Here is a 14,616-nt window from a genome sequence, read left to right on the forward strand (position 1 = left end):
AAAACCTTTCTTTTTTACTTTTTTTTGACAAGAAACAGACATAACGTCATTTTAAATTAAGTAAAACAACTTATTTAAAGACACTTTGTCTGCTTTTAGCAAGTGTAAATCCTTGGTATTACTTTTGACCTTATCCTTATATCTGAAAAAGTTAAGTTAACGATTAATAAAAAATTATGAATTTCAACAATTATACAACAAAATCACAAGAAACCATACAGCAGGCGCAACAGTTAGCGCAATCTTATGGAAATCAACAAATAGAAAATGAGCATATTTTTAAAGCATTATTTACTATTGATGAAAATGTGTTACCATTTATATTAAAGAAACTAAATATTAATATTAGTATTTTAGAACAGATTCTAGAAAAGCAATTAAAAAGCTTTCCTAAGGTTTCTGGAGCGGAATTAATGCTTTCTCGTGAAACGAATAAAACATTAAACGAAGCGGCTATTATTGCTAAAAAAATGACTGATGAATATGTTTCGATAGAGCATTTAATTTTAGCTATTTTTAAATCAAAAAGTCAGATAACTCAAGTTTTAAAAGATCAAGGTGTTACTGAAAAAAGCTTAACAGCAACCATTGATGAATTACGAAAAGGTGAACGTGTTACTTCTCAAAGCGCTGAAGAAACTTATAATTCATTAAATAAATATGCTAATAATCTAAATAAATTAGCCCAAGACGGAAAATTAGATCCTGTAATTGGTAGAGATGAAGAAATCCGCAGATTACTACAAATTTTATCTAGAAGAACAAAAAACAATCCCCTATTAGTTGGGGAACCAGGAACAGGTAAAACAGCTATTGCCGAAGGATTAGCACACAGAATTATTAGAGGTGATGTTCCTGAAAACTTAAAGAGTAAAATAATTTACTCTTTAGATATGGGAGCTTTAATAGCTGGAGCTAAATTTAAAGGAGAGTTTGAAGAGCGTTTAAAATCCGTAGTAAAAGAGGTTACCTCATCAGATGGAGATATTGTTTTGTTTATCGATGAAATACATACTTTAGTTGGCGCTGGTGGCGGTGATGGAGCTATGGATGCTGCTAATATTTTAAAACCTGCTTTGGCGCGTGGTGAATTACGAGCAATTGGAGCTACTACTTTAGACGAGTATCAAAAGTATTTTGAAAAAGACAAAGCTTTAGAGCGTCGTTTTCAAAAGGTAATTGTTGATGAACCAGATACTGAAAGCGCTATCTCTATTTTACGAGGAATTAAAGATAAATACGAAGCACATCATAAAGTTCGTATTAAAGATGAAGCAATTATTGGCGCAGTAGAATTATCGCAACGTTATATTACCAATCGTTTTTTACCTGATAAAGCTATTGATTTAATGGATGAGGCAGCTTCTAAATTACGTATGGAAATGAATTCTAAACCAGAAAATTTAGATATTCTTGATCGTAAAATAATGCAATTAGAAATTGAAATTGAAGCTATAAAACGTGAAAATGATACCATTAAATTAAAATCATTAAATGAAGATGTTGCTAATCTTAAAGAAGAACGTAATGAAATAAGTGCGAAATGGTTATCAGAAAAAGCCGTTGTAGATGCTGTTCAGCAATTAAAAACAGATATTGAAAATTATTCAATTGAAGCTGATAAAGCCGAACGTAATGGTGATTACGGTAAAGTAGCAGAATTAAGATATGGTAAAATAAAAGAAGCTCAAAAATTATTAGAAGTTCAACAAGAAGCTTTAGAGAATCAAAGTGAAAATTCTTTAATTAAAGAAGAAGTTACTTATGATGATATTGCCGAAGTTGTAGAGAAATGGACTGGAGTTTCTGTAACTAAAATGATTCAATCAGAACGTGAAAAATTATTAAAACTAGAAGATGAATTACACAAACGTGTTGTAGGACAAGAAGAAGCAATTGTAGCGGTTTCTGATGCTGTACGTCGTTCAAGAGCAGGTTTGCAAAACCCGAATAAACCTTTAGGAAGTTTCTTGTTTTTAGGAACTACAGGTGTCGGTAAAACAGAATTAGCAAAAGCATTAGCCGATTATTTATTTGATGATGAAAATGCGATGACTCGTATTGATATGAGTGAATATCAAGAGCGTCATTCAGTGAGTAGATTAGTCGGAGCACCTCCTGGCTATGTTGGTTATGATGAAGGTGGACAATTAACAGAAGCAGTTCGTAGAAAGCCTTACTCTGTTGTTTTGTTAGATGAAATTGAAAAAGCACACCCTGATACATTTAATGTTTTACTACAAGTTTTAGATGAAGGACGTTTAACTGATAATAAAGGACGTGTTGCTGATTTTAAAAATACTATCATCATTATGACCTCAAATATGGGTAGTCATTTAATTCAAGAGAAATTTGAAGGTTTTGATATTTTAAAAGATGATGTTGATGCAACAATGGAACTTGCTAAAACGGAAGTTTTAGGATTATTAAAACAAACCGTACGCCCTGAGTTTATAAACAGAATTGATGATATTATCTTGTTTACTCCTTTATCAGAAAAAGATATCGAACAAATTGTAAGAATACAATTGAATAGTATTAAAAAGATGATTGCTGAACAACATATAATTTTAAATGCTACGGATGAAGCTATCACCTATTTAGCTAAAAAAGGATATCAACCAGAATTTGGAGCAAGACCTGTAAAACGTGTTATTCAAAAAGAAGTATTAAATCAATTATCAAAAGAAATATTATCAGGTGCTGTAACTACAGATAGTAATATTTTATTAGATGTTTTTGATGAGGTATTAGTTTTTAGAAATCAATCAGATAGTAATATTGGTAATAATAATTAATTAAAATTATTGTTCTTTATATCTATATATTAAAAAAGTCGGTGTTTTAAAAACACCGACTTTTTTTGTTATATATTTGCATTATTATGCAAAAAAAAATTAACATACAGAATAAAAAAGCTCGTTTCGAATACGAGATACTAGATAAGTACACTGCCGGAATTCAACTTACTGGTACTGAAATTAAATCAATAAGACTTGGTAAAGCTAGAATAACTGAAAGTTTTTGTGAGTTTAATGAGCAAGGAGAACTTTTTGTTATCAATATGTATATTGAAGAATATTCTTTTGGTAATAACTTTAATCATAAAACAACTAGTGAACGTCGTTTATTACTGAATAAAAAAGAGTTAAGAAAACTAGAACGAGAAGTTGAAGCTAAAGGAAATACTATTGTGCCTCTTAAATTGTTTCTAAATGACAATGGTTGGGCAAAATTAGATATCGCTTTAGGGAAAGGAAAAAAGAATCACGATAAGCGTCAAACAATGAAAGATAGAGATAATAAAAAAGACTTAGCTCGTATAAAAAAGGATTTTAATTAATGATGATTAGCACATTACTTAAGGTTATTCGCTGGAAAATGCTTTTATACTTAGGGTTTGTGTTTTTTTTATTTAAATATTCTTTTTTATACGGTTATGGATTTAAAACAATACTTTCTTTTTTTGATTTAGCTATTTTAACAATAGCTATACTCCTATTTATTTCCTCTAATTATTTAGTGGTTTTTTATTCAGAAAAGCAACAATCAATAACAAATAATTTTTTTCTACCATACGCTAAAAAATACGCTATTATTTTTGGGATATTAGGTCTTTTATTAAGTACCTTTTTATCTTTTAAAATTCAAAAACCAATTTATAGTTTACTGTTTATTATTTGTTTTCCTATTATACTTATATATTCTAAGAAAATTGTAGGAAAAACATTTATGAGTAATATATTAAGGCCTTTTTTAAGGTCTTTTCTTATATTATTTGTTTGTTGGTTTGATTCTCCTGTAGATATAACCTCATCATCAGATCTTGATTTATTTATTAAAATACAGGTAATTATTTCGTTATATGTAATTACATCTTTTTTAGCTAATATTATTCAAGAAATAATTATAGATATAAAAAATGTCAATCACGATAATAAAAACAATAACAAAACCTTACCTATTTTATTAGGTAGAAATAGAGCTAAAAAAACAGCCATAATAATCAGTACTATTATTTGTTTTATTTATTTTTCAATCACTTTTTTATACGTGAATAATATTTCTATACGTTATTTAGTCATATTTTTTGGCACAGTTCCGAATTTAGTTTTTATTTACTATTTAATGAATGCTTCAAGTTCTGATGATTACAAAACATTATCTAAAATATTTAAGATTGTTTTTTTTATCGCTTTTATAACAATACCCATAATCTCTTATTACCTTAAACATGTTATCAAATAAATTATCAAACTACAACATTATTTTAGCGTCAAATTCACCTAGAAGACAAGAATTAATAAAAGACTTAGACGTACCTTTTACCATTAAAACAAAAGAAGTTGAAGAAATTTATCCCGAAAACTTAAAAGCTTCGGAAATTACTGATTTTCTTTCTGATTTAAAATCAAAGCCTTTTGAAGATGAATTAACAGAAAAAGATTTATTAATTACTTCGGATACCATTGTTTGGCACAATAATAAGGCACTTGGTAAACCTAAAAATGATAATGATGCTTTTAAAATACTTAAAAGTTTATCGAATAATACACATCAAGTTATTACTTCTATATGTATATCGAATAAAAACTTCAAAAAAATATTTAATGATACCACTACTGTTACTTTTAAAAAATTAACTGATGATGAGGTTTATTATTATATAAAAAATTACCAACCTTTTGATAAAGCGGGTGCTTATGGTATTCAAGAATGGATGGGTAAAATAGCAATTACTAAAATTGAAGGGAGTTATTTTAACGTAATGGGCTTTCCTATTCATAAACTTTACAAAGAATTAATAAATTTGTAGTTCTATTTTTTTTTAAAAGATTATTTTTGACACATATTTACAACAACACAACTGATGAAAAAATATACTTATACTGAAAAAAAAGATACCCGATCTGGGTTTGGTGATGGTTTAACTGAATTAGGAAAGACAAATCCTAATGTAGTTGCTTTATGCGCAGATTTAACTGGGTCTTTAAAAATGGGAGATTTCAAAAATAATCACCCAGAACGTTTCTTTCAAATAGGAATTGCTGAAGCTAACATGATTGGTATTGCAGCTGGTTTAACTATTGGAGGTAAAATTCCATTTACAGGAACATTTGCAAACTTCTCTACAGGTCGTGTTTATGATCAAATTCGTCAATCTGTAGCGTATTCAGATAAAAATGTAAAAATTTGTGCTTCACACGCAGGATTAACATTAGGTGAAGACGGTGCTACGCATCAAATTTTAGAAGATATCGGGTTAATGAAAATGTTACCTGGTATGACTGTAATTAATACTTGTGATTACAGTCAAACAAAAGCTGCAACACTTGCTATTGCTGAACATGAAGGTCCTGTATATTTACGTTTTGGTAGACCAAAAGTACCTGTTTTTATGACTGATGAGCCTTTTATCATCGGAAAAGGAATTAAAATGACTGAAGGAACTGATGTAACTATTGTTGCTACTGGTCATTTAGTTTGGGAATCATTACAAGCTGCTGAGCAATTAGAAACTAAAGGAATTTCTGCTGAAGTAATAAATATTCATACGATTAAGCCTTTAGATGAAGAGATTATTTTAAAATCTGTAGCAAAAACAGGATGTATCGTTACTGCTGAAGAGCATAATAAATACGGAGGTTTAGGTGAAAGTGTTGCTCGTTGTTTAGCAACTAACACACCTACTCCACAAGAATTTGTTGCTGTAGATGATAGTTTTGGTGAATCTGCAACTCCTGATCAATTAATGGAAAAATACGGTTTAAATGATGCAGCTATCGTTAAAGCTGTAGAAAAAGTTATTTCTAGAAAATAATATTTTATACATATATAAAAAAGCATCATTTATAATTATAAATGATGCTTTTTTATGTGCCAATATATTCTATTTTACTACTTTTATATCATCTTAAAACAAACTAACAAACTAAAACAAAAAAGATGAAAAAAATTATTTTAACGACTCTTCTTTTTATAGGAGGAATTCAGTTCTCTCAAAGTCAAATAAATTACGGTATAAAGGCTGGTGTTAATTATAATTCAAATTCTTTTTCAGATGTAAAAGATGATGTTCTTTCAGGAGGAGAAAGTAAAACTGGTTTTCATGCTGGTATTTGGTTACGAGGAGAAATACCAATATTAGGTATGTATATTCAGCCAGAATTAGTGTACACACAATTAAATAGCGATGTAATTTTTAAGCCAAATACATCATATGTAGCTGTAAAAACATCATACACCTTAAATAAAATTGATGTTCCTGTGTTATTAGGTAAGAAAATTTTTAAATTTGGACGTGTTTTTGCAGGACCTGCTTTTCAATATATTATTGATGGAGATTTTGGAACAGATGAAATTAAAGATGTAGAAGCAGATGGTTTTTCAATGGGAATACAATTAGGTGCTGGTGTTGATTTAGGTAAATTTGGTATTGATGTACGTTGGGAAAGAGCATTTTCTGATACCGAAAGCAGTTTACTTAATAAAACAGATGCTAGTGAAGTAAGTTTTGATACAAGAATAAATCAAATAATTGTAGGTCTATCTTATAAGTTCTAATAAATAAAAGTTATAAAAAAAGCCTGAATAATTAATTATTCAGGCTTTTTTTATTTTCTCCTAGTGAGTTTTTACTTGTAAATATCTCTATTTAAAAAATCTGGAGTAGATGGTTTATTAGGGTCGCTAAAGTTATTAAGTGGATTTCCACCTTCTTTATCAACTTCATTCTTTGTTAATTTACTATCTCCATCATCATCATTATCAAGATAATTTACTACTTGATTACTATCAGTATCATCATTCCATGGTTTACCGTCGCCATCAACATCTTCCAATATAGAAGGAACATTATCTAAATCATGATCTGTATCTTCTACGATATCATGTAAATTAATAATATATAATAAGTTTTTATTATTATTTCTATATGCTAAACCAGAAGGAAGTAAGAAAAAACCTTCTCCAATATTATTGTAAGAAACAGGACCATTAATAGGAGTTCCATCATCATTTGTTTTTAAAGTACCTCCTTTAAAATGTGAAAATCCATATAGCCAACCTCTAATTAATCTTGTGTAATCACCATTAAACCAAGTTGGAGTTTCTAAATCACTTTCTTTAACTAATTCATCAGAATCAACAAAAGAGCTTAGTCTATAAGTTGTGAAAACAGAATCAACAACAGTCGTTTGTTTTTTAGCTGATATTCCTTGTTTTTTCACAAAGTAATAATATGTATAATCTAAATCATATTCATTTACAGTCTGCATTTTTAATCTATTATCTGTAAACAAAGCTGTTTTACCTGTAATTAAAGGCTTAATTGAATCAACATCATCTTTATAATAATGAGATTTTAAAAACTTAACAATAGTATCTTTGTCTTTTACAGCCTGTGCTTCATAATCGAAATTAGGAATATTTGTATTATTATTTGAACTACATGAGTACAAAAAAATACTTACCAATACGAAATAAAAAAGATGTTTAAATTTTATCATTTAATTCTGAAATTTTAACTTGCAATTTACCATTTTTATACCTTTGTAAAAACTAAAAAGATAAATTTTAACTTTTAATATGAGAATCGACAAATATTTGTGGTGCATCCGCTTATTTAAAACACGAAGTATCGCTACAGATACTTGTAAAAAAGGACATATAAAAATTAATGGTATCAAATTAAAACCATCTAAAGAGATCTTTGGAAATGAAGAGATAACAATTCGAAAAGATCAAATAAATTATAAAATAAAAATATTAGATATACCTCCTAGCCGTGTTGGCGCTAAATTAGTTGATTTATACAGAAAAAATTTAACTCCGAAAGAAGAGTTTGATAAAACAGCTTTATTAAAATATTCAAAAGATTATTACAGAAAAAAAGGCGCAGGAAGACCTACCAAAAAAGATAGACGAGATATTGATGATTATGGTGTCGATTCTGAAGAAAATGACATTAATTTGTAATATCTTTATCTTTTCTTTTTAAATTTTTAAATAAAAAAATGAACGTATCAGATTCTATTATATTAAACAATTTACAAGTTGAACAAAAAATTCGTCGTATTGCCTTTCAAATTTACGAGAGCAATAGCAATGAAAAAGAAATTGTAATTGCAGGAATTGCTAATAATGGCTATTTATTTGCTGAAAAAATACACAAAGTACTATTAGAGATTTCACCTTTAAAAATTGAACTTTGTAAGGTTTTTATTGATAAGAAAAAGCCCAGAAAACCTATTACAACTTCTTTAACTATTCCTGAATACGAAAATAAGTCGTTAGTTTTAATTGATGATGTTTTAAGTTCAGGAACTACCTTAATATATGCTATAAAGCATTTTTTAGATGTTCCGTTAAAACGATTTAAAACAGCTGTGCTAGTGAATAGAAACCACAAGAAATACCCTGTAAAAGCAGATTTTAAAGGGATTTCTCTTTCTACATCAACAAAAGAACACGTTGTTGTTGAGTTTGATAATAATGAAACAGTAGTATATCTAACCTAATAAAAGCGCTAATTCGGTAACAATTTCCGTTACTTTTTTAGCGTCAACGGTTAATTTATGATTTGCTTGATTATAAAAATGACTTCGCTCAAATAAATGTTTAGCTATAAACTCATGTAAATCACCTTTTTCTAATCGAGCCACTAAAGGTCTTTGGCTTTTTTCATTCATTAATCGCTGTACGATGGTTTCGATACTTGTTTTTAAATAAACAGTATCTGTATCATCTTCAGCTATTATGATGTCCATATTTCCTGCATAACAAGGTGTACCACCTCCTAAAGATAAAATTACATCTTGTTTTAATGCAAGTATCTCTTTTAAATAGTGGTGTTCTTGTTTTCGAAAATAAATTTCTCCTTTATTTTCGAAAATTTCAGATACGGTCATATTTTCTTTTTCCTCGATATAATCATCTAAATCAATAAAAGAAAAGTTCTTTTTTTCGGCTAACAACCTACCAATAGTAGACTTACCACTCCCCATATACCCTATTAATACTGTTTTCATAAAAATAAATAATTAAACGATTACAAATATCTTAAAAAAAAATTACAAAAAATGTTTTTAGATTCAAAAAACAGTTGTATATTTGCAACCGCTTAGACAAATAAGCAACAATGACCTGGTAGCTCAGTTGGTAGAGCATCTCCCTTTTAAGGAGAGGGTCCTGGGTTCGAGCCCCAGCCCGGTCACAAAAAGCTAAGCATAATTGCTTAGCTTTTTTATTTTTTAGCACGTATGGCGGAATTGGTAGACGCGCAGGCTTGAGGGGCTTGTATTCGTAAGAATGTGCAAGTTCGACTCTTGTTACGTGCACAAATATAAAATACCTCCTATCTCTTTTTTAATATTTTTTATCTTCAACAGGAATAAATATCATTTTATACTACTTTTTGTTTGTTGATTTCAATTTCACAATTTATTAACTAATTTCATATCAATAATCCTTATTATTGTAACATGCAAAAAAACTACCTATCCCTTATCGTATTTATATTTATATCAATTTCAAGTTACTCTCAACAACTGAAAGGACAAGTTATTGATTCGGAAACTAAAAAACCTTTGAGCGCTGCACATATTTTAAATTTAAACGCAGTTACTGGTACTATTACTAATGAAAAAGGACTTTTTGAATTGACATCAAAAGCAAATGATACTGTTTTAGTTTCTTTTTTAGGATTCTCTTCTATTAAGCTAAAAGTGACAAACGACCTTTTAAAAGGAAATGAAGTAGTAATATCATTAAGAGAAAAACCTGAAGATGTTAAAGAAGTTGTTATAAAATCAACAGATTTAATTGGTGTTTTAGAAGTTGATGTTAAACAAGTTCCTCAAGATAGATTTACAAGGATTCATATTAACGGATTGCCACAAACTTACGAAATTGGAAAACCTCAAAAAATATCATCACCTATTGCTAAATTACTAAACCCTGTTGATTTAGTCTATAATCTCTTCGGAAGAAAGCCTAATCAACTTAAAAAAATCAAAAAACTTAAAAAGGATGATGATTTACGTAAGATGTTAGCAGGTAAGTTTGATAGAGAAGTAATGATGGAATACCTAGAAATGGACAGGCAAGAACTGAATAAATTACTAATAGATTGTGAATATTCAGATTATTTTATAAAAAAAGCAAGCGATTTACAAATAATTGAAGCAGTATTAAATTGCTACGAAAATCATAAAGCTATTAAAAAAGGTAAAATTGAAATAAACCGAATACCTGATACTAGAAATTAAATAAAAAAAACCAGCAAATATTGCTGGTTTTTTTATCTCTTTAATTAATTTTATATTAAATTGAAAATAAGTAAATTCGCAGATTGAAAATAACTTATTAATACAGCACTAATACAGCAAAATAATGATTCATTTCTTTGGAAACGTTAGCAGTAAAATATTTACTGTTCAAACAACAAAAGAATTATCTACAGAAACTATTTCAAAACTTACCTGGTTATTTGGGGAGCAACCTAAAATAAATGAGACATCTTTAGAACTCTCGTTTGTTGGTCCAAGAGCTGCAATGATTACTCCTTGGAGTACCAATGCCGTAGAGATAACACAAAATATGGGTATTTCTGATATTATCAGAATAGAAGAATTTGACGTTGTTTCAGCCGATTATTCTGATTTTGACCCGATGATTTCTCAAAAATACGATGGTTTAAATCAAGATAGTTTTACGATTGATATTCAACCAGAACCAATTTTAAATATTGAAGACATTGCGGCTTACAATGAAAAAGAAGGTTTAGCTTTAAGTTCAGAAGAAGTTGAGTATTTAGAAGGAGTAGCAACAAAAATAGGAAGAAAATTAACAGATTCTGAGGTTTTTGGTTTTAGCCAAGTAAATTCAGAACACTGTCGTCATAAAATATTTAACGGAACTTTTGTTATTGATGGTGAAGAGATGCCAACATCTTTATTCAAATTGATAAAAGAAACATCTAAACAATTTCCTAACGATATTGTTTCAGCATATAAAGATAATGTTGCTTTTATAAAAGGACCTAAAGTAACTCAGTTTGCTCCTAAAACAGCAGATAAGCCTGATTTTTATGAAACTAAAGAGTTTGAATCTGTAATTTCATTAAAAGCAGAAACTCACAACTTCCCTACTACTGTAGAGCCTTTTAACGGTGCTGCAACAGGTTCTGGAGGAGAAATTAGAGATAGACTTGCTGGTGGAAAAGGTTCTTTACCTTTAGCAGGAACAGCAGTTTATATGACTTCTTACTCTCGTTTAGAAGCTTCTATAGATTCAGTTAAAAATACAAGATTCTGGGAAAATAAATTTGAAGCTAGAGATTGGTTATACCAAACTCCGATGGATATTTTAATAAAAGCATCTAATGGAGCTTCTGATTTTGGAAACAAATTTGGTCAGCCGTTAATTACAGGTTCTGTATTAACTTTTGAACACGAAGAAAACACTGCTTCAAGTGATGCAAAACCTAGAAAATTAGGTTTTGATAAAGTAATAATGCAAGCTGGTGGTATTGGATACGGTAAAGCTGAGCAAGCATTAAAAGACACCCCTAAAGAAGGAGATAAAATTGTAATTCTTGGTGGTGAAAATTATAGAATTGGTATGGGTGGTGCTGCGGTTTCATCTGCAGATACTGGTGAATTTGCTTCAGGAATTGAATTAAATGCTGTACAGCGTTCTAATCCTGAAATGCAAAAGCGTGCTGCTAATGCGGTTCGTGGTATGGTAGAAAGCGATGAAAACTTTATCGTTTCTATTCACGATCACGGTGCTGGTGGACATTTAAACTGTTTATCAGAATTAGTTGAAGATACTGGAGGTAAAATCAATTTAGATAACTTACCTGTTGGAGATCCTACTTTATCAGCAAAAGAAATTATCGGAAACGAATCTCAAGAAAGAATGGGATTAGTTATCGCTGAAAAACATATTGATACTTTACAAAAAATTGCTGAACGTGAGCGTTCTCCAATATATACTGTTGGTGATGTTACTGGTGATAATCGTTTTACTTTTGAATCTGAAACTAAAGGTGATAAACCTATGGATTTAGCTTTAGAAGATATGTTTGGTAGTTCTCCTAAAACTGTTTTAACTGATAAAACTATTGTAAGAAATTACAAAAACTCAAGATATAAAACTAAAAATTTAAACATCTATTTAGCGCAAGTTTTACAACTAGAAGCTGTAGGATGTAAAGATTGGTTAACCAATAAAGTTGATAGATGTGTTGGTGGTAAAGTTGCAAAACAACAATGTGTTGGTCCGTTACAAATCCCTTTAAATAACGTTGGAGTTATGGCGTTAGATTATAACGGTAAAGAAGGAATTGCAACTTCTATTGGACACTCGCCTATTTCTGCGTTAATTAACCCAGCTGCTGGTAGTAGAAATTCTATTGCAGAATCGTTAACAAATATTATTTGGGCACCTTTAAAAGATAATTTAGCTTCGGTTTCTTTATCAGCAAATTGGATGTGGCCTTGTAAAAATGAAGGTGAAGATGCTCGTTTATATAAAGCGGTAAAAGCTATTTCTGAGTTATCTATTGATTTAGGTATCAACGTGCCAACAGGAAAGGATTCTTTATCAATGAAGCAGAAATACAAAGAAGACGAAGTGATTTCTCCAGGTACTGTAATTATCTCTGCAACAGCAAATTGTAATGACTTATCTAAAGTAATAGAACCTGTTTTACAAAAGAATGGAGAAAGCATTTATTACATCAATATTTCGCAAGATTCTTTCAAATTAGGTGGTAGTTCTTTCAATCAAGTATTAAATACTATTGGAAATGAAGCGCCAGATGTAAAGAATGCTAGCTTCTTAAAAGATGCTTTTAATACGATTCAAAACTTAATTAAAGCTGATAAAATTTCTGCAGGACACGATGTTGCTTCTGGTGGATTATTAACTACTTTATTAGAAATGTGTTTTGCTGATGTTAATTTAGGAGCTGATTTTGATATCTCTTCTTTAAACGAAGAAGATTCATTAAAAGTTTTATTTGCTGAAAATGCAGGAATTGTTTTTCAAGCTGATGCTTCAGTAGAAACAATTTTATCAGAAAATAATATTGAGTTCTTTACTATTGGAACAGCAAATAATTCAGGTAAAGTTACCATTAAAAATAATGAAGATAATTTCTCTTTTGATGTTTCTGAAGTTAGAGATACTTGGTATAAAACTTCTTATTTATTAGATGATAAACAAACTGCAAATGGTTTAGCTAAAAATAGGTTTGACAACTATAAAAATCAACCTTTAAAATATACTTTCCCTGCTAATTTTACAGGAAAAATTGCAGATATTTTAGGTTCTTCGGATAAAAAAGACAGACCAAAAGCAGCTATTATTCGTGAAAAGGGTTCTAACTCTGAACGTGAAATGGCAAATGCAATGTATTTAGCTGGTTTCGATGTTAAAGATGTTCACATGACAGATTTAATTTCTGGTCGTGAAAACCTAGAAGATATTCAATTTATTGGAGCTGTTGGTGGTTTTTCTAATTCTGATGTTTTAGGTTCGGCGAAAGGTTGGGCTGGAGCATTTTTATATAATGAAAAAGCAAATACAGCTTTAAAGAATTTCTTTAAACGTGAAGACACTTTATCTGTAGGAATTTGTAATGGTGCTCAATTATGGATGGAATTAGATTTAATTAATCCTGATCATAAAGTACATGGTCGATTAGTTCATAACGATTCTAAGAAACATGAAAGCTCATTTACTTCTGTTAAAATTCAAGAGAATAATTCGGTAATGTTATCTTCTTTAGCAGGAACTGAATTAGGTGTTTGGATTTCTCATGGTGAAGGTAAATTTAACTTACCAGAAGCAGAAACAAATTATAGTATCGTAGCTAAATATGGATATGAAGGTTATCCTAATAATCCTAATGGTTCAGATTATAACACAGCAATGTTATGTGATGCTACAGGTCGTCATTTAGTAACAATGCCACATATTGAACGTTCAACTTTTCAATGGAACTGGGCAAACTACCCTGCCGGAAGAAAAGACGAAGTTTCACCTTGGTTAGAAGCATTTGTAAATGCTAAAACTTGGATTGAAAACAAGAAATAAATTCTATTTATTATTTATTAAAAACAGCTTTTGAATTCTCAAAAGCTGTTTTTTTTTACATCTGTTTGTTTTTGAATTGATAAATTTATTAAAAAATAGTGCCTTAAAATTTTTTACAGAATCTATGTTTTATTACGCTAATCTTAACTCTTTTAACTCTTACATTTTTTATTTACTTCTTAATAAGAAAATTATGAGAGAACTAAATATCTTCCTACATACTTTAATTTATTCTTCATGCACTTCTTTCTAGTAGCTAATTAATAAACAACTCCCTCTTCCTTTTTAATTAATTTACAAGATAAAAATATAACGAATTTTTCATTTTACAAATGTATAAAAATTAATCAGACACAATTGTAAATCAATATTAAATTGCTTTTCAGTAATTCATCCACATTAATACAGAGTATCTTTTGCTTTACATTGGTAAACTAACGTTGTTGGTGTTTTTTATATGATAAGATATCTAATATCTCATTTAAATAAAGTTATTACTGAACTCAATTA

Annotated in this window: 12 protein-coding genes and 2 tRNA genes; 12 read left to right on the forward strand and 2 right to left on the reverse strand. The window is 29.4% G+C overall.

Annotated elements, in window-relative coordinates; genetic code table 11:
- Positions 1 to 176 precede the first annotated feature (176 nt).
- The 6 genes from clpB to AB0T67_RS02290 all read left to right on the forward strand — a co-directional run bounded on the left by clpB (position 177) and on the right by AB0T67_RS02290 (position 6,564).
- A complete protein-coding gene (gene clpB, locus AB0T67_RS02265) occupies positions 177 to 2,798 on the forward strand; it encodes an ATP-dependent chaperone ClpB (protein ID WP_369218974.1) in 2,622 nt (873 codons plus the stop codon).
- An 86-nt stretch (positions 2,799 to 2,884) separates the two neighbouring features.
- Positions 2,885 to 3,343, forward strand: a complete 459-nt coding sequence (gene smpB, locus AB0T67_RS02270; RefSeq protein WP_271231982.1) for an SsrA-binding protein SmpB — start codon at positions 2,885 to 2,887, stop codon at positions 3,341 to 3,343.
- A gap of 38 nt (positions 3,344 to 3,381) precedes the next feature.
- Positions 3,382 to 4,248, forward strand: coding sequence for a UbiA family prenyltransferase (locus AB0T67_RS02275; RefSeq protein ID WP_369220484.1), 867 nt, complete (start codon positions 3,382 to 3,384; stop codon positions 4,246 to 4,248).
- Positions 4,235 to 4,816: a Maf family nucleotide pyrophosphatase gene (locus tag AB0T67_RS02280; protein WP_369218975.1), complete on the forward strand. Its 582-nt coding sequence runs from the start codon at positions 4,235 to 4,237 to the stop codon at positions 4,814 to 4,816. The genes AB0T67_RS02275 and AB0T67_RS02280 overlap by 14 nt, the downstream gene beginning before the upstream one ends.
- 54 nt (positions 4,817 to 4,870) lie before the next feature.
- Positions 4,871 to 5,821 carry a transketolase family protein gene (locus AB0T67_RS02285; protein ID WP_369218976.1) on the forward strand — a complete coding sequence of 317 codons (951 nt, stop codon included), beginning with the start codon at positions 4,871 to 4,873 and terminating at the stop codon, positions 5,819 to 5,821.
- A 125-nt stretch (positions 5,822 to 5,946) separates the two neighbouring features.
- On the forward strand, positions 5,947 to 6,564 hold the full coding sequence (locus AB0T67_RS02290; protein ID WP_369218977.1) for a porin family protein: 618 nt from the start codon (positions 5,947 to 5,949) through the stop codon (positions 6,562 to 6,564).
- A gap of 71 nt (positions 6,565 to 6,635) precedes the next feature.
- Here the strand turns inward: AB0T67_RS02290 and AB0T67_RS02295 are convergent, their stop codons facing one another.
- A complete protein-coding gene (locus tag AB0T67_RS02295) occupies positions 6,636 to 7,508 on the reverse strand; it encodes a peptidylprolyl isomerase (RefSeq protein ID WP_369218978.1) in 873 nt (290 codons plus the stop codon).
- Between the two features lie 79 nt (positions 7,509 to 7,587).
- Between AB0T67_RS02295 and AB0T67_RS02300 the strand changes: the two genes are divergently transcribed.
- Together AB0T67_RS02300 and AB0T67_RS02305 are read left to right on the forward strand one after the other, a co-directional pair.
- Entirely contained in the window at positions 7,588 to 7,977 is a 390-nt protein-coding gene (locus AB0T67_RS02300) for an RNA-binding S4 domain-containing protein (protein ID WP_369218979.1), read from the forward strand.
- Positions 7,978 to 8,015: 38 nt separating this feature from the next.
- Positions 8,016 to 8,519, forward strand: coding sequence for a phosphoribosyltransferase domain-containing protein (locus AB0T67_RS02305; RefSeq protein WP_369218980.1), 504 nt, complete (start codon positions 8,016 to 8,018; stop codon positions 8,517 to 8,519).
- Here the strand turns inward: AB0T67_RS02305 and AB0T67_RS02310 are convergent.
- A complete protein-coding gene (locus AB0T67_RS02310) occupies positions 8,511 to 9,029 on the reverse strand; it encodes a shikimate kinase (RefSeq protein ID WP_369218981.1) in 519 nt (172 codons plus the stop codon). The genes AB0T67_RS02305 and AB0T67_RS02310 overlap by 9 nt on opposite strands.
- Positions 9,030 to 9,141: 112 nt before the next feature.
- Here AB0T67_RS02310 and AB0T67_RS02315 point away from each other — a divergent pair.
- From AB0T67_RS02315 to purL, 4 genes are all read left to right on the forward strand, one after another.
- Positions 9,142 to 9,214 (forward strand) — tRNA-Lys (locus AB0T67_RS02315).
- 40 nt (positions 9,215 to 9,254) lie between these two features.
- Positions 9,255 to 9,338: transfer RNA gene (locus tag AB0T67_RS02320), tRNA-Leu, on the forward strand.
- Between the two features lie 144 nt (positions 9,339 to 9,482).
- Entirely contained in the window at positions 9,483 to 10,268 is a 786-nt protein-coding gene (locus AB0T67_RS02325; protein ID WP_369218982.1) for a carboxypeptidase-like regulatory domain-containing protein, read from the forward strand.
- A gap of 124 nt (positions 10,269 to 10,392) precedes the next feature.
- Positions 10,393 to 14,106: a phosphoribosylformylglycinamidine synthase gene (gene purL / locus AB0T67_RS02330; protein WP_369218983.1), complete on the forward strand. Its 3,714-nt coding sequence runs from the start codon at positions 10,393 to 10,395 to the stop codon at positions 14,104 to 14,106.
- The last annotated feature ends 510 nt before the right edge of the window (positions 14,107 to 14,616 follow it).

The sequence above is a fragment of the Tenacibaculum salmonis genome (assembly GCF_041053065.1).
Taxonomy (GTDB): domain Bacteria; phylum Bacteroidota; class Bacteroidia; order Flavobacteriales; family Flavobacteriaceae; genus Polaribacter; species Polaribacter pacificus_A.

What these genes read in the sequence shown, in the direction of transcription:
- clpB (WP_369218974.1), top strand. Translation starts at nt 177, where the DNA reads ATGAATTTCAACAATTATACAACAAAATCACAAGAAACCATACAGCAG.
- smpB (WP_271231982.1), top strand. Translation starts at nt 2,885, where the DNA reads ATGCAAAAAAAAATTAACATACAGAATAAAAAAGCTCGTTTCGAATAC.
- AB0T67_RS02275 (WP_369220484.1), top strand. Translation starts at nt 3,382, where the DNA reads ATGCTTTTATACTTAGGGTTTGTGTTTTTTTTATTTAAATATTCTTTT.
- AB0T67_RS02280 (WP_369218975.1), top strand. Translation starts at nt 4,235, where the DNA reads ATGTTATCAAATAAATTATCAAACTACAACATTATTTTAGCGTCAAAT.
- AB0T67_RS02285 (WP_369218976.1), top strand. Translation starts at nt 4,871, where the DNA reads ATGAAAAAATATACTTATACTGAAAAAAAAGATACCCGATCTGGGTTT.
- AB0T67_RS02290 (WP_369218977.1), top strand. Translation starts at nt 5,947, where the DNA reads ATGAAAAAAATTATTTTAACGACTCTTCTTTTTATAGGAGGAATTCAG.
- AB0T67_RS02295 (WP_369218978.1), bottom strand. Translation starts at nt 7,508, where the DNA reads ATGATAAAATTTAAACATCTTTTTTATTTCGTATTGGTAAGTATTTTT.
- AB0T67_RS02300 (WP_369218979.1), top strand. Translation starts at nt 7,588, where the DNA reads ATGAGAATCGACAAATATTTGTGGTGCATCCGCTTATTTAAAACACGA.
- AB0T67_RS02305 (WP_369218980.1), top strand. Translation starts at nt 8,016, where the DNA reads ATGAACGTATCAGATTCTATTATATTAAACAATTTACAAGTTGAACAA.
- AB0T67_RS02310 (WP_369218981.1), bottom strand. Translation starts at nt 9,029, where the DNA reads ATGAAAACAGTATTAATAGGGTATATGGGGAGTGGTAAGTCTACTATT.
- AB0T67_RS02325 (WP_369218982.1), top strand. Translation starts at nt 9,483, where the DNA reads ATGCAAAAAAACTACCTATCCCTTATCGTATTTATATTTATATCAATT.
- purL (WP_369218983.1), top strand. Translation starts at nt 10,393, where the DNA reads ATGATTCATTTCTTTGGAAACGTTAGCAGTAAAATATTTACTGTTCAA.